Origin of the sequence: Longimicrobium sp. (assembly GCA_036389795.1) — a bacterium.
Classification (GTDB): Bacteria; Gemmatimonadota; Gemmatimonadetes; order Longimicrobiales; family Longimicrobiaceae; genus Longimicrobium.
In genome coordinates this window covers 14,801-33,531 of the sequence record DASVWD010000013.1, presented here as the reverse complement: position 1 = coordinate 33,531, position 18,731 = coordinate 14,801, and the positions used below count along the sequence as shown (strand labels likewise).

17 protein-coding genes are annotated in these 18,731 nt (G+C 70.9%); 12 read left to right on the top strand and 5 right to left on the bottom strand.

Features of this window, described 5'->3' with window-relative positions:
• Together VF746_01490 and VF746_01485 are read right to left on the bottom strand one after the other, a co-directional pair.
• Positions 1–852, bottom strand: an 852-nt coding sequence (locus VF746_01490; protein ID HEX8691086.1) for a serine hydrolase, incomplete at its 3' end; no start/stop codon positions are given.
• 90 nt (positions 853–942) lie between these two features.
• Positions 943–1,884, bottom strand: coding sequence for a hypothetical protein (locus VF746_01485; GenBank protein ID HEX8691085.1), 942 nt, complete (start codon positions 1,882–1,884; stop codon positions 943–945).
• Between the two features lie 274 nt (positions 1,885–2,158).
• Here VF746_01485 and VF746_01480 point away from each other — a divergent pair, with 274 nt between their 5' ends.
• Both VF746_01480 and VF746_01475 read left to right on the top strand, forming a co-directional pair.
• Complete coding sequence (locus VF746_01480; protein ID HEX8691084.1) at positions 2,159–3,418, top strand: sensor histidine kinase; 1,260 nt, start codon at positions 2,159–2,161, stop codon at positions 3,416–3,418.
• 155 nt (positions 3,419–3,573) lie between these two features.
• Complete coding sequence (locus VF746_01475) at positions 3,574–6,027, top strand: glycogen/starch/alpha-glucan phosphorylase (protein ID HEX8691083.1); 2,454 nt, start codon at positions 3,574–3,576, stop codon at positions 6,025–6,027.
• Between the two features lie 189 nt (positions 6,028–6,216).
• Here VF746_01475 and VF746_01470 read toward each other — a convergent pair whose 3' ends face one another.
• On the bottom strand, positions 6,217–6,984 hold the full coding sequence (locus tag VF746_01470; GenBank protein ID HEX8691082.1) for a hypothetical protein: 768 nt from the start codon (positions 6,982–6,984) through the stop codon (positions 6,217–6,219).
• Between the two features lie 618 nt (positions 6,985–7,602).
• Between VF746_01470 and VF746_01465 the strand changes: the two genes are divergently transcribed.
• From VF746_01465 to VF746_01425, 9 genes are all read left to right on the top strand, one after another.
• Positions 7,603–8,928, top strand: coding sequence for an amidohydrolase family protein (locus tag VF746_01465; GenBank protein ID HEX8691081.1), 1,326 nt, complete (start codon positions 7,603–7,605; stop codon positions 8,926–8,928).
• Positions 8,929–8,939: 11 nt separating this feature from the next.
• A complete protein-coding gene (locus VF746_01460; protein ID HEX8691080.1) occupies positions 8,940–9,455 on the top strand; it encodes a GNAT family N-acetyltransferase in 516 nt (171 codons plus the stop codon).
• Between the two features lie 1,028 nt (positions 9,456–10,483).
• Positions 10,484–12,145 (top strand): amidase, encoded by a 1,662-nt coding sequence (locus VF746_01455; protein ID HEX8691079.1) that lies wholly within the window; start codon positions 10,484–10,486, stop codon positions 12,143–12,145.
• A gap of 56 nt (positions 12,146–12,201) precedes the next feature.
• Positions 12,202–12,801, top strand: a complete 600-nt coding sequence (locus tag VF746_01450; protein HEX8691078.1) for a hypothetical protein — start codon at positions 12,202–12,204, stop codon at positions 12,799–12,801.
• Between the two features lie 137 nt (positions 12,802–12,938).
• The gene (locus VF746_01445; protein ID HEX8691077.1) at positions 12,939–14,036 is read left to right on the top strand and encodes a DUF4037 domain-containing protein; all 1,098 of its coding nucleotides are present in this window, start codon (positions 12,939–12,941) and stop codon (positions 14,034–14,036) included.
• Positions 14,037–14,064: 28 nt separating this feature from the next.
• Positions 14,065–14,367, top strand: coding sequence for a DUF1330 domain-containing protein (locus VF746_01440; GenBank protein HEX8691076.1), 303 nt, complete (start codon positions 14,065–14,067; stop codon positions 14,365–14,367).
• Between the two features lie 24 nt (positions 14,368–14,391).
• A complete protein-coding gene (locus VF746_01435; GenBank protein ID HEX8691075.1) occupies positions 14,392–14,898 on the top strand; it encodes an isoprenylcysteine carboxylmethyltransferase family protein in 507 nt (168 codons plus the stop codon).
• Between the two features lie 274 nt (positions 14,899–15,172).
• On the top strand, positions 15,173–15,499 hold the full coding sequence (locus VF746_01430) for a hypothetical protein (GenBank protein HEX8691074.1): 327 nt from the start codon (positions 15,173–15,175) through the stop codon (positions 15,497–15,499).
• Positions 15,500–15,669: 170 nt separating this feature from the next.
• The gene (locus VF746_01425) at positions 15,670–15,987 is read left to right on the top strand and encodes a hypothetical protein (GenBank protein HEX8691073.1); all 318 of its coding nucleotides are present in this window, start codon (positions 15,670–15,672) and stop codon (positions 15,985–15,987) included.
• A gap of 45 nt (positions 15,988–16,032) precedes the next feature.
• Here VF746_01425 and VF746_01420 read toward each other — a convergent pair whose 3' ends face one another.
• Positions 16,033–16,641 (bottom strand): TetR/AcrR family transcriptional regulator, encoded by a 609-nt coding sequence (locus VF746_01420; GenBank protein HEX8691072.1) that lies wholly within the window; start codon positions 16,639–16,641, stop codon positions 16,033–16,035.
• A gap of 132 nt (positions 16,642–16,773) precedes the next feature.
• Between VF746_01420 and VF746_01415 the strand changes: the two genes are divergently transcribed.
• Positions 16,774–17,667 (top strand): alpha/beta fold hydrolase, encoded by an 894-nt coding sequence (locus VF746_01415; GenBank protein ID HEX8691071.1) that lies wholly within the window; start codon positions 16,774–16,776, stop codon positions 17,665–17,667.
• Positions 17,668–18,041: 374 nt separating this feature from the next.
• Here the strand turns inward: VF746_01415 and VF746_01410 are convergent, their stop codons facing one another.
• Positions 18,042–18,377, bottom strand: coding sequence for a hypothetical protein (locus VF746_01410; GenBank protein HEX8691070.1), 336 nt, complete (start codon positions 18,375–18,377; stop codon positions 18,042–18,044).
• Positions 18,378–18,731: the final 354 nt, after the last annotated feature.

Sequence of the window (18,731 nt, the reverse complement as noted above, 5' to 3'; positions counted from 1 at the left end):
CGCCGCCGTCCGCGACGAGGCGAAGCCGCGGGTGAGCACCACCAGCACGTAGGGCGCGCGCCCCTCGGGGAAGACGATGGCGCCGTCGTGGGCGATGCGGGTGATGCTCCCCGTCTTGTTGGCCGAGCGGGTGCCGGGCGGCAGGCCGGCGGGGATCATCTCCGTGAACTCCTGCCGCCCCAGGATCTCCACCATCTCGCGGCTGGCGGCGGGCGAGGCGGAGCGGCCGCCGGCCACCGCCGCCAGCACCCGCGCGAAGCCGTACGCCGTGGTGGTGTTGTTCATCCCCGCCCGGTAGGCGGGGCCGTCCTCCACGCCGCGCAGCACCTTCATCTCCGCCGCGCCGAGCCCGGCCAGCGTCCGCTCGATCCGCTTCGGGTCCGCCGTGTCGATCAGCAGGTTGGTGGCCAGGTTGCTGGAGCGGGTGATCATCAGCCCGATCAGCTCGCGCATGGGGACGCGGCTTCCCACGCGGACGTAGAGGGTGGAGTCGCTGTCGTCGTCGGCCGAGAGGGTGTAGGCGCTCCCGTCGAAGATGCTGCGGAACCCGTTGCGCACCTCGACCGGGTCGTCCAGCGAGACCTCGCCCGCGTCGGCGCGGCGGAAGAGCTCCAGCATCACCGGCACTTTCATGGTGCTGGCCGCGTGGAACACCCGGTGGGCGTCGACCAGGAGCGAGTCGCCCGTCTCCAGGTCCAGGAACGCCACCGACACCTCGGCCGTGTCGCCCGCGCCCCGGCGGATGATCTCGCGCACCTCCGCCTCCAGCTCCGCCAGGCGCGGCGCGGGGCCCGGCGGCGCGGCCGGCGCGCAGGCGGCGAGGAGCAGGGCGGGCAGGGCGATTCGCTTCATGGCGACGGATGGGGATCGATGCGTCGATGGAGGAGAGTCGAAAGTATGCAAACAGGTCGGGAATTGCGAGGGGGAGAACGCGGAGCCACGCTACTCACGTATGAAAGGATTGCCGGTGAGATTCTCGATACCGGGCACTAGCCGCCCTAGCATCCGTATAGCGAAATGGTCGTAGATTCCTCCAGCGACGTTTTCGAAAATATGTCCATTCAGAAAGAGGCCAAAGTCCAGGTCTGAGCTTTCAGGTGCGTGCCACACGCAGTAGCGCGCGTAAAAGATCAGCCCGAGGAGCCGCTCGAACCGATTTGGTCTGTTCGAATCAATGTAATGCCGCACCTGTTCCGCAGCTTCATTGAATGGCTGTCGAGCCAGATCATGCGGTCGGACAGCACCGCTCGCCCGTGCACGCTCTGTGTCAAGTTGCCGAAGGCCGATGGCATCCGACAGGTCGAGTGCCACGATCCCAGGGATTCCCAACTCACGTATTTGGCGGTGAGCCTTGCGGACGGCGTATTCAGCCGCGCTGATGGATGTCGGACGCTTAACTTCCACAGCCAGTCGTACGTTATCGACGGTAACTATGAAGTCCGGCCGGCGTCCTACTCCCGCAAGTAAGGTAGGATGTAACTCAGACTGGGCCAGGAGCGTGCCGAACCAGAACTGGCTCTGCATCTCGTATGCGCGTCGATCGTGGGTGTCTTCCGTTAAAGAGCCGCCGAGTATCGCCGCCAGTTCCTGAGCGATAGGATCGTCGCGCTCACTAGGAAGAGTACGGGTGATAACGTAAAGGTCATTCGCGAGAAAAATCGCGCGTGCTGTTTCATAGAGTTGCGCCTTTGTGCTACCGAACGAGCCATTCATAGCGACTGTATGAAGTTGCCGGATTGCTCTGGCGATTCTTCCATTCTCGGTTTGCCTCAGATTCCATGAGATCAGCACCTCTTGGGCTTCTTCTAGCGCAACTGCAAGCGCCTCGCACGCCTGGGGTGAGAGTTGTGCGAACGGAAGCAGTGCAATCTCGTATCGTCCCATAAAACATCCACTGTGCAACACCCGTGCGCATCTTCAGGATTGGAGCCGCTGTTCACATTCCGGAGCGGCTTCTGCATGGGTGCTTTCGGTTAGTAGACTGGGAACGCCGCCGAACATTAATGGAACCGGGTACACAGTAGTTTGTCGGAATTCAAGTGAGGTGCCCTCGTCGCTCCCTTCGGTCCCCCGCGTGGCCCGCATCGTGCTTTCCTCCTCCATCCGGCGGCCCGCCGTCACCCGGGCGGCGGCTTCCGTGCGATGGGGGAGGAGACCCGTGCAGGGCACGCGCTCCGACGCGATGGAGATCAACGTCAACTGCCGGCTGGCGGGGGCGCTCGCCGGGCGCATCCGCGCCTCGCGCGAGGAGCTCACCCGCCGCTGGCTGGACCGCATCGCCGCGCGGGTGGAGCTCGATCCCAACCAGGTCTTCCCCACCGACGAGCTGCTGGACCACGTCCCGCTGCTCATGGACAGCATCGCCGACTACCTGGAGGACCCCCGCGACGAGATCACCGCCGACGCGCCGGTCATGGGGAAGGCGATCGAGCTGGGCGAGCTGCGCTGGTCGCAGGGCTTCGACGCGCACGAGATCCTGAAGGAGTACGAGCTGCTGGGCGGCGTGCTCTTCTCCTTCCTGGCGCGCACCGCCGACGAGATCGACGAGGAGTGCTCGCGCGGCGAGCTGCTGGCGTGCGCCCACCGCCTCTTCCGTGCGGTGTCCGTCATCCAGCAGGTGACCACCGCGCGCTACCTGCGCCTGGCCGCCGAGCGGGTGAGCGAGCGCGAGGAGCGGCTGCGCTCCTTCAACCGCATGGTGAGCCACGAGCTGAAGAACCGCATCGCCGCGGTGCTGGGCGCCGGGCAGCTCCTGGCCGACCCCGTCATCGCGGCCGACCCCGGGCAGCGCACCCGCTTCGCGCGCATGGTGGCCGAGAACGCCGAGGGGATGCAGGCGGTGCTGCAGAACCTGCTGGAGCTCTCGCGCATGAACCCCGACGGCGTGCGCCAGCAGCGCAACGTGCTGCTCCCCCGCGTGGCCGCCGAGGTCGCCCGGCAGCTGCGCGAGATGGCGCACGCGCGCGGGGTGCAGGTGCGCGTCCAGCAGCTCCCCGAGGTGGAGGTCAACGCCGCGGCCGTGGAGCTGTGCCTGACCAACTACGTCTCCAACGCCATCAAGTACGCCGACCCCGACCGGCCCGAGAAGTGGGTGGAGGTGCGCGCCCGCCTGGGCGCCCCCGGCGCCCAGGGCCCCGTCTGCGAGCTGGTGATCGAGGTGGAGGACAACGGGCTGGGAGTGCCCCCCGAGCAGCGCGAGCGGCTCTTCACCCGCTTCTTCCGCGCCCACGGCGACACGGTCACCGCGGTGGAGGGGACGGGCCTGGGCCTCTCCATCGTGCGCGAGACGGTGGAGGCGCTGGGCGGGCGCGCCTGGGCCGAGTTCGAGGGCGCGGAGGGCTCGCGCTTCCTGATCGCGCTCCCCTGCCGCCGCGCCGAGGACAGGCGCGCGGCGGGCGGGTCGCAAGCGCCGCAGTGACGGGCACTTCGGCCCCCTCCCTTTCGCGGCGGAACCCGCGAGGCTAGCTTCCGGTACACACCCAGTCCGCAGTCCCTCGCCGTACCTTTGTCACCGGCGACGCGACCCCGTGAGCCGGTCCTCTCGCAGTCTCCGCCCGGATTCCGTTTTATCTCATGAGCATCCAGTCCCTCGACGCGGGGCGCCGCTCCACGCGCGTGGAGTCGCTCAAGCGCGCCATCTCCGAGCACCTGACCTACACGCTGGCCCGCGACCGCGCCAGCGCCACCGACCGCGACGTCTACATGAGCGCGGCCTGGACCATTCGCGACCGCCTGGCCGAGAAGTGGGCCGCCACCGAGGCGCGCTACCGCCGCGCCGACGCCAAGCGGGTCTACTACCTCTCCCTCGAGTTCCTGATGGGGCGCACGCTCGGCAACGCGCTCGTCAACCTGGACCTGGACGGCCCCACCGCCGAGGCGCTGGAGGAGCTGGGCTACGACCTGGAGGACCTGCGCGAGGCCGAGCCCGACGCCGGGCTCGGCAACGGCGGCCTGGGGCGGCTGGCGGCGTGCTACCTGGACTCCATGGCCACGCTGGAGCTCCCCGGGTGGGGGTACGGCATCCGCTACGAGCACGGGATCTTCCGCCAGGCCATCGTCGACGGGCGGCAGGTGGAGCGCGCCGACAGCTGGCTGCGCGACGACAACCCCTGGGAGATCGCCCGTCCCGACCGCACCTACCGGGTGAAGTTCTACGGGCACGTCCGCGGCGTGCCGGACGAGCGCGGGCGCGTGCACTTCGAGTGGGCCGGCACCAGCGACGTGCTGGCCATGGCCTACGACACGCCGATCCCCGGCTACTGCAACAACACCGTCAACACGCTGCGCCTCTGGGCCGCCAAGGCCACCGAGGAGTTCGACCTGGAGGACTTCATCTCCGGCAACTACCTGGCGGCGGTGGAGGCCAAGACCGACTCGGAGACGATCTCCAAGGTGCTCTACCCCCCCGACGACACCGGGGCGGGGAAGGAGCTCCGCCTCAAGCAGCAGTACTTCTTCGTCTCTGCCACGCTGCAGGACATCGTCCGGCGCTACCTCACCGAGCGGCGGAGCTTCGCCGACTTCACCGACAAGGTGCAGGTGCAGCTGAACGACACCCACCCGGCGGTCGCCATCCCCGAGCTCATGCGGCTCCTGATGGACGAGCACGCGATGGAGTGGGACCAGGCGTTCAACATCGCCCGCGGCACCTTCGCCTACACCAACCACACGGTGCTCCCCGAGGCGCTGGAGGTGTGGGGCGCCGACCTCTTCGGCCGGCTCCTGCCGCGCCACCTGGAGATCGTGCGCGAGATCGACCGGCGCTTCCGCGACCGCGTGCGCGAGGCGTTCCCCGGCGACGGCGCCCGCGAGGAGCGCATGGCCATCGTCTCGGGCGGCGTGGTCCGCATGGCGCACCTGGCCATCGTGGGGAGCCACACCGTGAACGGCGTGGCCGCGCTGCACACCGAGATCCTCCAGCGCCGCATCTTCCACGAGTTCCACGAGCTGTGGCCCGAGCGCTTCACCTCGGTGACCAACGGCGTCACGCAGCGGCGCTGGATGCTCAAGGGCAACCCCGCCCAGTCGGCGCTGGTCACGGAGAAGATCGACGACGGCTGGGTCACCGACCTGGACCAGCTGGCCGCCCTGGAGCCGTTCGCCGACGACGCCGCCTTCCGCGAGCGCTGGCGGGCGGTGAAGGCGCGCAACAAGCAGCGCCTGGCGCACCTGGTGGGGAAGGAGGCCGGGGTGCGGGTGGACCCGGCGGCGCTCATGGACGTGCACGTCAAGCGCATGCACGAGTACAAGCGCCAGCTGCTGAACGCCCTCCGGGTGGTGGACAGCTACCTGGAGCTGCGCGACGCCGACGCCCCCGACGCCGTGCCGCGCGTGGTGGTCTTCGGCGGGAAGGCGGCGCCCACCTACCACGCGGCCAAGCTGATCATCCGCCTGATCAACGCCGTGGCCGGGGTGGTCAACGCCGACGAGCGGGTGGCCAGGGTGCTGAAGGTGGCCTTCATCCCCGACTACCGGGTGTCGCTGGCCGAGCGGATCTTCCCCGGCAGCGACCTCTCCGAGCAGATCTCCACCGCCGGCTTCGAGGCCTCGGGCACCGGGAACATGAAGTTCGCGCTGAACGGCGCGCTGACCATCGGCACGCTCGACGGCGCCAACGTCGAGATCGCCGAGGCGGTGGGCGAAGAGAACATCTTCATCTTCGGGCTCACCTCCGACCAGGTGGAGGCGAGGAAGGCGGCCGGCTACAACCCGCGCGAGGAGCCGGAGAAGAGCCCGCGGCTCCGGCGCGTGCTCGACTTCGTCGGCAGCGGCATCCTCGCGCCCGAGGAGCCGGGGCTCTTCCGGCCGCTGGTGGAGGGGCTCCTGCACCACGACCCCTTCATGGTGCTGGCCGACTTCGACGCCTACCTGGAGGCGCAGGTGCGGGTCGACGCGGCGTACCGCGACCCCGAGGCGTGGACGCGCTCGTCGATCCTGAACGTGGCCCGCTGCGGCCGCTTCAGCAGCGACCGCTCCGTGCGCGAGTACGCCGAGCGCGTCTGGCGCGTCCCCCTCGCGAAGAAGTAGCCGCTCGGGGGATCGGGGATCGGAAGAAAGAGGCGGACGACCGGCCGGTCGTCCGCCTCTTTTGCAATCACGCCGGCCGCGACGGACCTGGGATCACCAGACGCCCCGCGCCGCCTGCATCCGCGGTCGGGGCGCGGGCCGGCGAGACCACGTACGTTCCCGCGCATGCAAGGTCGCAGATCGTCGCGCCTAGCGACCTGCCGCGCCTTTCCGTACAGGATGGCTGCCCCCGAGCTCTTGCTCGATATCCTCGAGCAGCGCGACCGCTCTTCTCTGCAGCTCTACCCGGCTCCGGCCGTAAAAGCGCCCGAAGTTCTCCTCCGCCTGTACGAGATCACGCAGCCGGGAGGCGCGGGCGCGCTCGACAAGGCCCTTTCGCTCCGCGCTGGAGAGTGCCCGCAGGGCTTCGGAGTCTTCATCGATCCGGGAGCCGGGCCTTTCCTGCATCCCGAGCATGCCGTAGGTCAGGTGGGGCACCAGTTGATAGCTTACCGCGCCGTATCCGGTCCGGCGCTTCTCGATGCGGCTGTCCTCGTTCGCTGCCACGAAGTAGTAGTCGGTGATGCGTGCGCGGAGGCGTGGATCCGATATCAGCCGGAGGTAGCCCGTGGTTTCCAGCTCCTCGAAGGTGGTGCTGCGCACGGGCGGGTTGGACCAGGACAGGTTCGCGCTTCTGGCGATCGCTATCAGGAAACGTAGGGTGTCGGTGATCTCGGTGGCGGGAGTCCGCAGCGGTGGGCCCAGAACGCGAAGGTATTCCAACTTGCTGTCCGCCATCTGCAGCGTCTGCCGGAACATCGACGTGTCCGACCGTAGATCCTCCGCGAGGCGAGAAACGTACTCGCGCTCGAGCCTGGCGTCGGTGCGGCGCGCGTTCCAGTTGCTGACCCAGAGCGCGATCAGCACACCTGTGACGATGATCGCAAGCTCGCGGATCGCCGATGTCCACCCCTTCACGGAGAAGTTCGGCCACGCCGCGAAGCGGAGAACGCCGGATTCAGCGCGGGCTCGCTGGACCGGCTGCCAGGAAGCAGTCTCGCCCTCACCGTCCGGTCGTGTCGGGTCGGCGGGAGGAGGGGCCGAGGAAGCCATTCTCGCGAAAGGGAGCGCGGGTGAGAACGTGGGCGACGCACCAGACGACCTGTCTCCAGCGATGCTCACCCAGCTCCTGTGCCGGAAGCAGACCCTTCGAGGCTTACTGCCAGCGCCGCCCGGGGCAAGAACGCCGACCGTGAGACGCCTGACCTGATGCCGGCCTCCAGACGCGTCGAATATACCGCCTCGATCCCGCGCACGACACGATGCAGGACGGTAGCTCCTGGACCGGGAGCGCTGCGCCGACCGTGCCCGGCACTCCGGCACGACGGCCGGCACGGAGGAGCGTCCATCCACTGGATCGCCGCCATGCAGGTGGAACTACGCGATCGACGGCACCACTCGTCCCGCCCTTCCACGCTTCACGCCCCCGCCGCACCCGTTTCGCTCCTCCGCGCTTGCGCTTCGCGCCCCGCGGCGGAAGACTGAAGGCGCATCCCGACCCCGCATCCCCCGACGACCCTAGAGAGCCGACGCGCCATGCTCACCGCCCTCGCCCTCTTCGCCGCCGCGTGCGCGCCCGCCGCGCAGGTGGACACGACCCCCGTCACCGCCTTCGTGAACGTCACCGTCGTCCCCATGGACCGCGAGCGCGCCGTCCCCGGGCAGACGGTGGTGGTGCACGACGGCCGCATCGCCGAGGTGGGCGGCGGCAACAGCGTGCGCGTCCCGGCCGGCGCGCGGGTGGTGGACGGGCGCGGCAAGTGGCTGATCCCCGGCCTGGCCGAGATGCACGGCCACGTCCCCCCGCCCAACGCCCCGCCCGAGTACACCGAGGCCACGCTCTTCCTGTACCTGGCCAACGGCATCACCACCGTGCGGGGGATGCTGGGCGCGCCCAACCAGCTCCTGCTGCGCGAGCGCGCGCTGCGGGGCGAGATCTGGTCGCCCAACCTGTACCTGGCCGGCCCCTCCTTCAACGGACAGTCGGTGAGCTCCCCCGAGCAGGCCGTCCAGATGGTGCGCCAGCAGAAGCAGGAAGGGTGGGACCTGCTCAAGGTGCACCCGGGCCTCACCCGCGACGAGTACGACGCCATGGCGCGCACCGCCCGCGAGGTGGGGATGCGCTTCGGCGGGCACGTCCCCAAAGACGTGGGGCTGCTGCACGCCATCGAGATGGGGCAGGAGACCTTCGACCACATCGACGGCTACGTCGAGCACCTGAACGGCCTCCAGGGCGAGATCGACCCCGCGGCCCTGGCCGACATCGTCCGCCGCACCCGCGAGGCCGGGGCGTGGGTGGTGCCCACCATGGCGCTCTGGGAGGTGCTCTTCGGCACGGCCAGCCTGGACAGCCTGGTGGCCTACCCCGAGCTGCGCTACGTGCCGCCGCAGCAGGTGCAGGCGTGGACCAACGCCTTCCGGCAGCGGATGGCCAGCCCGCAGTTCGATCCCATCCTCAGCGCGCGGGTGATCGACCACCGCATGCGCGTGCTGCGGGCGCTGCACGAGGGGGGCGCCCGCATCCTGATGGGCACCGACGCGCCGCAGCAGTTCAGCGTCCCCGGCTTCTCGCTGCACCGCGAGCTCACGCGCATGGCCGCCGCCGGGATGTCGCCGTACGAGATCCTGGTGACCGGCACGCGCAACGTGGGCGAGTACTTCAAGAACCAGGACCGCGTCGGCACCATCGCCCCCGGCCAGCGCGCCGACCTGGTGCTCCTCGACGCCGACCCGCTGGCGGACGTCCGCAACGTCAGCCGCATCGCCGGGGTGATGGTGCGCGGCCGCTGGCTCCCGAAGTCCGCGATCGACGCCCGCCTGGAGCAGATCGCCGCCCGCTACCGCACGGCCCCGGGCAACTGACCGGCGGGCGGATGCAGCCGCCCGTCCAGGTGCGCGGGCTCGCGGCGGACGACATCGAGCCGATCGTGTCCGCCTTCGCCGCCGCCGGGTGGCCGAAGCCCCGGCAGCAGTACGAGCGCTACCTCGGCGAGCAGGCCGCCGAGCGGCGCGTGGTGCTGGTCGCGTGGTGCGGCGGCGAGGTCTGCGGATACGCCACCGTGGTCTGGGAGCCGAAGTACCCGCCGTTCCGGGAGGAGCGGATTCCCGAGATCCAGGACCTCAACGTGCTCCCCCGGTTCCGGCGCCGGGGGATCGCCACCCTGCTGCTCGACGAGGCCGAGCGGCTGGCGGGCGCGCGCTCCCCGGTCGTGGGGATCGGCGTCGGGGTGTACGCGGACTACGGCGCGGCCCAGCGCCTGTACGTGCGGCGCGGCTACGTGCCCGACGGGCTCGGCGTCAGCTACCTCGACCGGATCATCCAGGGCGGCGAGACCGTGGTGGCCGACGACAACCTCGTCCTGCACCTGCGGAAGGACCTCCCGGCCTGACTGCGCGCCGCGATTGCCGGGGCTCCAGCCGTCCGCGCCCGGGGGCTGCCGCGCCGACGCGGCGCACGGGGCCGCATCGCCACGCCGTCTCATCCCCTCGTGGCTCCCAGGCACGAACCCCTCCCCAGGCGTCGGGGGAGGGGCTCTTTGTGATCCCGGGGGTCCGCATCGTATGCGACGCCGTCGGTTCCCGCTTCCTCGAGGTTTGTCGCTGGAGTCCTTCCCAACCGGGTGCGGAGCGCAGCACAGGCGGTCGCGGATCCGGCCGCGAGACCCAGGCCTCTCGCCCCTGGCCTCCCGCGAAACGCCTCCCCGGCCCGGGCGCGACCGGAGCGGCAATCCGCTTCCCAGGTCTGTCCGGCGGACGAAAACCGGCCGGCCCGCGGGAAGTCCGCGGGTCGGCCGAACTCGGGCGTGATTGAGGACGCGGCCAGGCCGACCATCCCCCTGCCCGCGTCAATTCTTCCAGTGGCTCACTGAAGCCCCGTCCCGGTGCAGGTGGTCCGGGCCATCAGCGGGGTCCCACCACCCCGGTACCGCGTGCTACGCTCTGCTCATGGTGCCGAGACTGGGAACTACACGGTCATCGCGGTGGGCACCGGCTCGCAATCGTAGCAAGTCTTGACGCAGGTCCGGTCGCACCCACTGAAATCACAACTCTTACAGGTAACGATCGACTCGCCCTCACTGTGGCCGAAAACTGTTCCGGGCCGCAACCTGTCTTCGTCGTTGACGACATACGATTCAACACGAAGATTCTCGGGATCCAGCCGAATCTTTTTCATCAGCGTCACCTCGGAAGCTTTGGGGAGGAAAGGAGATCTGTGGCGAAGCATAGTCGTCCAGGAATTCAATTACAAGAGGCGTGAAACGTTTGTACACTGGGTCTGGATGGTGACGGGGTCTGAACGCGCGGCGCGCGTCTGCCGCGGCTTCAGCCGCCCCAACCCCCTGGCCTCCCGCGAAACCCCTTCGTATTCTCCGGTCCATCTCCAATCGAGCACCTCTGGAGCACCCCCTGGAGTACCATGGACCGACGCACCTTCCTGCAGCAGAGCGTGGCCGGCGGCCTGGCGGCGGTCGCCGCGGGCGCGGGGCTCCCCGGCGGCGCCGAGGTCGCCGAGCCGGCGCCGGCGCCTCCGGCGGCCCCGCCCGACTTCGAGCTCGAAGAGACCACCGTCGCCGAGCTGCGCGACGCGATGCGGTCCGGCCGGCTCACCGCGCAGCGCATCGCCGAGCAGTACCTGGAGCGCATCGAGGAAGTCGACCGCAGGGGGCCCGCGCTCCACTCCATCATCGAGCTGAACCCCGACGCGCTCGACATCGCCCGGCAGCTCGACCGCGAGCGCCGGGAGGGGCGCGTCCGGGGGCCGCTGCACGGCATCCCCGTGCTGCTCAAGGACAACGTCGACACCGGCGACCGCATGCGCACCAGCGCCGGCTCGCTGGCCCTGGCCGAGCACCCCGCGCCGCGCGACGCCTTCATCGCCGCGCGGCTCCGGGCCGCCGGGGCGGTGATCCTGGGGAAGACCAACCTGAGCGAGTGGGCCAACTTCCGCTCCACCCGCTCCACCCGCTCCACCAGCGGCTGGAGCGGGCGGGGCGGGCAGACCCGCAACCCGTACGCGCTGGACCGCAACCCGTGCGGCTCCAGCTCCGGCTCGGGCGTGGCCGTCTCCGCCAACCTGGCGGCCGTCGCCGTCGGCACCGAGACCGACGGGTCGATCGTCTGCCCCGCCTCGGCCAACGGCGTCGTGGGGATCAAGCCCACGCTGGGGCTGGTGAGCCGCACCGGGATCATCCCCATCGCCCACAGCCAGGACACCGCCGGCCCCATGACGCGCACCGTGTCCGACGCCGCGTTCCTGCTGGGCGCCCTGGCCGGCATCGACCCGGCCGACCAGGCGACCGCCGCCAGCCGGAGCCGCGCGCGCGCCGACTACACCGTCTTCCTCGACCCCAACGGATTGCGCGGCGCGCGCCTGGGCGTGCTGCGCAAGGGGAGCGGCGTGAGCGACAGGGTCGAGCGCGTCTTCAACGACTCGCTGGAGGCGATGAAGCGGCAGGGCGCCGTCCTGGTCGACCCGGTCGAGATCTCCACCGCCGGGCAGTTCGACGCCAGCGAGTTCGAGGTGCTCCTCTACGAGTTCAAGGCCGACCTGAACGCCTACCTGGCCGGGCGCGGCCCCAACGTCCCGCGCACGCTCAAGGACCTGATCGACTTCAACGAGCGCAACCGCGAGCGCGAGATGCCGTACTTCGGGCAGGAGCTCTTCCTCCAGGCGCAGGAGAAGGGCCCGCTCACCAGCCGCGAGTACCGCGACGCGCTGGCGAAGAACCACCGCCTCTCGCGCGCCGAGGGGATCGACGCCGTGCTGCGCCGGCACCGGCTGGACGCGCTGGTGGCCCCCACCGGCGGCACCCCGTGGATGACCGACCTGGTGAACGGCGACCACTACACGGGCGGCACCTCCAGCGCCGCCGCCGTGGCCGGCTATCCGCACGTCACCGTCCCCGCCGGCTTCGTGCACGGGCTCCCGGTCGGCGTCTCCTTCTTCGGCGCCGCTTGGTCCGAGCCCACGCTGATCCGGGTCGCCTACGCCTTCGAGCAGGCCACGAAGGCCCGCCGCCCCCCGCGCTTCCTCCCCACCGCCGACCTGGGGAGCGACGACCCGGCGCGCAGGGGGTGAGACCGGGAGGAACGACCGAAGCCGCCCTCCCCCGACTCCGTGACAGGTTGAGTGCAATGGCGATCCATCGCACCACCGCCGCCCTGCTGTTCCTCGCGCTCGCGGCGTGCGCCCGGTCCGAGCCCGACGATCCGCCCGCGGCCTCCACGGCCCGGGCCGACACCCCGGCCGCGGCCTCGCCGGCGCCGCGGGGCGCGCCCGCGGCCGTCGACACGCCGCCGTCGTACGTGGGCCTGCGGATTCCGCCCGGGCCCGCGGGGGTGCGGATGCTGGGCGGGTACGTGGTCGAGCCGCAGAAGTCGATGGACTACACGGTCGACCACCGGCGCGACGCCGCCGGGGACATGCTCTGGCTGGCGCGCACCACCGGGCACGACGCGCAGGGGCGCCCCTCCCTTGAAGTGCTGGCCGTCCAGCGCATACCGCCCCTGGCCCAGGGCGACACGGTAATCCTGGGCCCCCAGTGCGCCGTGGGTGACGCGAGCGGCGGCGGCGACGACAACACCGTCGCGGTGGTCGCCTACGAGGAGGCCGCCATCCTCACCCGGGTCCGCCACGCCTGGCGCGTGGACGTGGAGGGCCGCCGCTTCGTCCCCCTCCCCCCCGGCGGCGTCCAGTGCATGAACGAGGGCTTCGGCGAGGGCGAGGCCACCTGAGCGTGGACGAGCGCCGGCCGCCGGCCACGAGCTGACCTCCGGGCCGAACGAGCCCGCGCGGGCGGGCTTTTCGCCGTTGTCGCCGCGGGCTCACCCGCCCGATTCCCCCGACGCCCCGGACCCGCCTCCGCAGACCGATGCCCCTCGACCCCCTCCCGCCGTTCGTCCCCGGCCTCCGGCTCTCCGAGCGCTTCTTCCACGCCGCCGTCCGCCCGCTCCTGGCCGAGCGCTTCCCGGGGCTCGCGTACGCGGCGGGGCGCCTCGACCGCGGCTCCGACGTCCTGGGCTTCGACACCGCCCAGTCGCGCGACCACCACTGGGGCGCCCGGCTCACGCTCTTCCTCGGCGAGGACGACTACCGGGCGCACGCGGATGCCATCCTGGCGCTGATGGGCGAGGAGCTGCCGTTCACCGTCGACGGCTACCCCACCCACTTCGACCGGCCCGGCTTCGACGGCGGCCTCATCGCGTTCACCGACCGCCGCCCGATCGCGCACGGCGTCACCGTCACCACCCCGGCGCGCTTCACGGCCGAGTACCTGGGCGTCGACGCCACGCGGGAGGTCGGCGAGCTCGACTGGCTGGCGATCCCCTCGCAGCGGCTCGGCACCGTGCGCGCGGGCCGGCTCTTCCACGACCGCATCGGCCTGGAGGCCGTGCGCGAGCGGCTGCGCTGGTACCCGCGCGACGTGTGGCTCTACCGCATGGCCTGCCAGTGGGTGCGCGTGGCCCAGGAGGAAGCCTTCGCCGCCCGCGCCGGCGACGCGGGCGACGAGCTGGGCTCCCGGCTGGTGGCCGCGCGGCAGGTGATCGAGCTGATGCGCCTCTGCTTCCTGGCCGAGCGCGAGTACGCTCCTTACTGGAAGTGGTTCGGCAGCGCCTTCGCCCGCCTGGCCTGCGCGCCGCGGCTCACGCCCGTCTTCCACGCGGTGCTGGACGCGGGCGGCTGGAAGGCGCGCGAGGCCGCGCTCGGGCCGGCGTACCTGCACGCGGGCGAGATGCACAACGCGCTGGGGGTGACCGCGCCGCTGGAGGCGCGCATGGCCCCGTTCCACGGGCGGCCCTACCTTGTGCCGCACGCGGACCGCTTCGCCGAGGCGCTGCGCGGGGCCATCCGCTCCGAGCGCCTGCGCGCGCTCCCCGCTTACGGCGCCGTGGACCAGTTCGCCGACTCCACCGACGTCGCGGAAGACGTCGGCGGCATGCGGGCGCTCACGGCCATCTATCGCACCTGATCAGGGATTTCGACGGGAGAAGACGAAGATGCCGGCGTACATCCTGGTCGACATCGACGTGCACGACGCCGAGCGCTACGAGGAGTACAAACGCCTGGCGCCGCCCTCGATCGCGGCGTACGGCGGGCGCTACCTGGTGCGCGGCGCGCCGGTGGAGCAGCTGGAGGGCTCCTGGCGCCCGCGGCGGCTCGTGGTGCTCGAGTTCCCCACCGCCGAGCGGGCGCGCGCGTGGTGGAGCTCCCCCGAGTACGCCGAGGCGAAGGCGCTGCGCCAGGCCATCGCCGGCGCCCACATGATCCTGGTGGAGGGCGTCCCGTCACCGGTCGGGTGACACCGTGCGGCAGGTGGTGATGCGATGATCTGGCTGCGCGCGGCGCTGTTCTTCCTCGTGGTGCCGGGGACGGTGCTCGGCCTCGTCCCCGCCGCCCTGGTGAGCTACGGGCCGCGGCCGCGGGTGGACGCCGGGCCCTTGCGGCTCCTCGGGCTCGCCGCCGCCGCCGCCGGGGTCGGCGTGATCCTCTGGTGCTCCGTGGAGTTCGTGCGGCGGGGCCGGGGCACCGCCGCGCCGTACGACCCGCCGCGCGAGCTGGTCGCCGTGGGCCTGTACCGCTGGGTGCGCAACCCCATGTACGTCGCCGCCGTGCTCGCCGTCGTCGGCGAGGCGCTCTGGACGGGCGCGCCCGTGCTGCTCGCCTACGCCGCGGCGCTCGCCATCGCCTACCACCTCTTCGTGCGCCTCCACGAAGAGCCGCGCCTGCGCAGGGCGTTCGGTCCCGCCTACGAGCGCTACTGCGCCGCCGTCCCGCGCTGGCTCCCCCGCCGCCCCGCGAACGCCCCTCCGCCGGACTCCGCCGTCCCGTAGCCGGCCGGACGCGCCGCCGCTACGCCAGGTGGGCCGGCGCACGAGGCGGTTCACTCGCCCGCTTCTTTCTCGTGGATTAGCCTCAATTCAGCGGGGCGCGCGTGATGCTTGCCTTACAATTCCGGCCGTCCTCTATTGTGTCAGCCCCCGCGATCCGGCGTCGAGTGCGTCCCGGCGGCTTGAGTGCCGTCCAGTCGGAGCGGACAGGTGCCCGATCGCACTCGGCCGCCGCGCGCGAGCCGGCGGCGTCATCCAGACACGAGAGGAGCGCACGATGAAGAAGCTCAGACTGGACCTGGACGCGCTGGTGGTCGAGTCCTTCGACACCGCCCGTGGCGCCGAACGCGGCGGCACCGTGCGCGCGAACGAGCAGGAGTACTGTCCGTATTGCTGCTGCTGCCCGTGCTGCTGTACGTGCTGCAACACCTGCTGCGCCACCTGCCCCGCGACGTGCCAGAACACCTGCGACGACGCTACCTGCCTCAGCTGCGAGTACACCTGCCAGAACGAGTACACCTGCGCCTACTACTCCTGCTACTCGTGTGAGGAGCCGTGCATGACCTACGACCAGTTCACCTGCCCGCCGTACTGCGACCAGTAGGCTCTCCACGGTGACGCACCGCCGCCGGACCCATCCGCGGGTCCGGCGGCGGCGCTGCTTTCCCATCCGTCACGCCAGGGTGGTGCCGTCCCCCGGTTCCACGCATGTTGCGCGGGCATCGCGCCGTGTCTCGCGCCCTCCACCCTGCCTGAAGCCGACCGGGAAGCTCGATGTCCGACGCAGCGCCGCCATCGAACCGGCGAGAATCCCCGTGGCGCAGGCCCGAGCGCTGGGCACAGGCCGGGATCACCATCCAGTTCCTGGCCCTGGTGCGGATCCTGGCCGAGTACTTCCGCCTGAAGCACGTGCAGGGAGGCCGGCTCCCCCTCGCCGTCGTCGACGACTACGTGGCGGGCGCGCTGATCGCCGCCGCGCTCTGCTGGCTCGCCGTCGTGCTCTACTTCCTCCGGCGCCACCGCGGCGCGCTCGCCGCCTCGGTCCTGAGCGTGGCCGTGCTGCTCGCCTACAAGCTCCTCTTCATGGGCTGACGCGGATGGAGGAGACGGATCGAGAGCACGTCCGCGGAATACCTGTCACCCGGCTCCCACCTCCTCCCCGCCCACCAGCAGCCGGTAGCGCTCGACGATCCGCTCGGTGACCTCGGGGAGCGGGTAGTGCCCGGGGTCGAGCACGTAGTGCTGCGACACCCCGTCGATCATCGCGAAGAGGAGCGCCGCCTCCAGCCGGGCGTCGGGCACGCCGGCCTCGCGCAGGTAGCGCTCCAGCGTGGCCAGGATCGTCCCCGTCCACCCCTGGATCCGCTCGCCGAGGCCCTCCAGCACCGCCGCCTGCATCCGCACCCCGTACGACAGCCGCCAGAAGAGCGTGTTGCGGCGCAGGATCTCGAAGCTCCCGCGCACCAGCCGCTCCACGCGCCGCCGCGGGTCGGGCTCCGCCTCGGCGGCCGCGAACGAGGCGCGCACGTCGTCCATGCTCGCCTCGAAGATCGCGCGCAGCAGCGCGTCCTTGCTCTCGAAGTAGTTGTAGAGCAGCCCCTGCGAGATCCCCGCCGCGTCCGCGATCATCTTCACCGACGTGCGTTCGTAGCCGTGCTCCGCGAACAGCCGCAGCGCGTGCTCCACGATCCGCGCCCGGCTGGCCGCGCGGATCCGCTCGTTCTGCTGGGGAGAGCGAGGGCTCATCTCGAATCCCGGTTAGCGGTCGCTCGGGCGTGGCGCGCCAGGAGCTCACCACGACCCTTGCCAAACTTTTGATTGAACGTACATTCATCCAAAGAAGGTGTCAAGAACAAGCCGAAACGCGGAGACGATCCCATGAGCACGACCACCGTGGCACTGGAGCAGCGCCGCGCGCCCGCGTGGCTGGACACCGGGGCCTATCCCTTCGCGCACCACTGGGCCGAGCTCCCCGGCGGGCGCCGGATGCACTACCTCGACGAAGGCGCGGGCGAGCCGATCCTGTTCGTGCACGGCACCCCCACCTGGAGCTTCGAGTGGCGGCACCTGGTGCGCGGGCTCGCGTCCACGCACCGCTGCGTCGCGCCGGACCTGCTCGGCTTCGGCCTCTCCGACCGGCCGCGCGACTTCGCCTACACCCCCGAGGCCCACGCCGAGGCGCTCGAACGGTTCGCCGACGCGCTGGGGCTGGACGGCTTCACCCTGGTGGTGCACGACTACGGCGGGCCGATCGCGCTCCCGCTCGCCCTGGCCGGCAGAGCGCGCCGGCTGGTGGTGCTGAACACCTGGATGTGGAGCTTCGCGGGCGACCGGTCGATGGAGACGAAGGCGCGCGTCGCCGGCGGCCGGCTCGGGCGCTGGCTGTACCGGCGCCTCAACTTCTCGCTGAAGGTGATCGTGCCGGGCGCGTACGGCGACAAGAGCAGGCTCACCCCCGCCGTCCACCGCCAGTACCTGGCCCCCTTCCCCGACGCCTGGTCGCGCGGCGCCGTGCTGTGGCCGCTGGCGAAGGCCCTCCTCGGCTCCGGCGCCTTCTACGACTCGCTCTGGCGCCGGCGCGACGCGCTGCGAGGCCTTCCCGCGCTGATCGTGTGGGGGATGCGCGACCCCGCGTTCCCGCCGCGCCACCTGGAGCGCTGGAAGGCGGCGCTTCCCGGCGCGCGCGTGGTCGAGCTCCCCGCCGCCGGCCACTGGCCGCATGAAGAGCAGCCCGACGACGTGCTCGCCGCCGTCCGCGCCTTCCTGAAATGAAGTGCGAGGTGCGAAGTGCGAAGTGCTGGGAATCGATCGGCGCGCTCAGCACTTCGCACTCAGGACTTCGCACTTCGCACTGCCGTTCGGGCGTGTCCCTCCGCTGCGCTCCGGGCCGGGCTGCGCGCGCGGTAGGGCAGCAAACAACGCTGCCCAACCGCGCCGGGCCACCGCCGCCACGATACCCCTGTGGCGGCGGCGTCCCGGCCCTGTCGGGCGCGCATCCCTCACGCGGGTCGTTGCCGTTTGCGTTTGAAGCCTCGCGGGGTTTGCGAGGCTTTCTGCGGTTGTTGCCGCGGCTTCAGCCGCCTTTGCGCCCTCGACCCCCCGAGCCCCCAAACGACCGAGCCCGGCCGCGGGGCCGGGCTCGCTCGTCAGGGCTTCCTGAGCATTTCCTGGTAGGAGTGGAGTGTCTGTTCCATGCTCGACGCGGTCCTCAGGCAGAGGTTCGCTACTTCCACCGCCTCGTCGGCGCGACGGTTGGCATCCATCAACAGCGTCTGCCGCCGCACCGACTGCTCAACCAGCTGCGGGTCCACCGCCGTCGGCGCCGTCAGGGCGAACACCACCGTCATCCCCAGAGCCCCCAGCGCGATCCCGCGCACGAACGACCGCGTCTTCTCGTACTCTGCCGCGCCGTCGTAGATGATCACCTGCGCGGCTTTTCTCCTGCCCTTCCACTCCACCCACCTGCGCACCAGCACGTCCATGCGGCGCCTCCGGCTGCGAGGAGAGAACGGGTAGTCCGCCCCTCGTTTTCCAAGTTCCGTGCCACCTCCGGGGCCACGAAGGCTAAGAAACACGCCGAAAACGAGATAGGGCCGGTCCGCCGTCCGCCCGGGACGCGCCGGGCTCCCGGAACAAATTTCTCCCCCGTACCATCACGTCGGCCGGTTGCACCATTCCGTTCCACCCGTCCGGGGGACGGTGTCTTCCCTCCGGCTGCGTTGGTCGAGGGAGGTTCCTGCGGGCCAGTCGTCCAGCCACGGGACGACTAGTCCTTGCTTCCGCCTGGTTCTGGTGAGACTTTCAAAAGAGCGACCCGGCAGTGGGTCGCGCATCAC

Coding starts and splice junctions, on each gene's coding strand:
- VF746_01485 (HEX8691085.1), bottom strand. CDS start 1,884: ATGGGACGATACGAGATTGCACTGCTTCCGTTCGCACAACTCTCACCC.
- VF746_01475 (HEX8691083.1), top strand. CDS start 3,574: ATGAGCATCCAGTCCCTCGACGCGGGGCGCCGCTCCACGCGCGTGGAG.
- VF746_01465 (HEX8691081.1), top strand. CDS start 7,603: ATGCTCACCGCCCTCGCCCTCTTCGCCGCCGCGTGCGCGCCCGCCGCG.
- VF746_01460 (HEX8691080.1), top strand. CDS start 8,940: ATGCAGCCGCCCGTCCAGGTGCGCGGGCTCGCGGCGGACGACATCGAG.
- VF746_01455 (HEX8691079.1), top strand. CDS start 10,484: ATGGACCGACGCACCTTCCTGCAGCAGAGCGTGGCCGGCGGCCTGGCG.
- VF746_01450 (HEX8691078.1), top strand. CDS start 12,202: ATGGCGATCCATCGCACCACCGCCGCCCTGCTGTTCCTCGCGCTCGCG.
- VF746_01445 (HEX8691077.1), top strand. CDS start 12,939: ATGCCCCTCGACCCCCTCCCGCCGTTCGTCCCCGGCCTCCGGCTCTCC.
- VF746_01440 (HEX8691076.1), top strand. CDS start 14,065: ATGCCGGCGTACATCCTGGTCGACATCGACGTGCACGACGCCGAGCGC.
- VF746_01435 (HEX8691075.1), top strand. CDS start 14,392: ATGATCTGGCTGCGCGCGGCGCTGTTCTTCCTCGTGGTGCCGGGGACG.
- VF746_01430 (HEX8691074.1), top strand. CDS start 15,173: ATGAAGAAGCTCAGACTGGACCTGGACGCGCTGGTGGTCGAGTCCTTC.
- VF746_01425 (HEX8691073.1), top strand. CDS start 15,670: ATGTCCGACGCAGCGCCGCCATCGAACCGGCGAGAATCCCCGTGGCGC.
- VF746_01420 (HEX8691072.1), bottom strand. CDS start 16,641: ATGAGCCCTCGCTCTCCCCAGCAGAACGAGCGGATCCGCGCGGCCAGC.
- VF746_01415 (HEX8691071.1), top strand. CDS start 16,774: ATGAGCACGACCACCGTGGCACTGGAGCAGCGCCGCGCGCCCGCGTGG.
- VF746_01410 (HEX8691070.1), bottom strand. CDS start 18,377: ATGGACGTGCTGGTGCGCAGGTGGGTGGAGTGGAAGGGCAGGAGAAAA.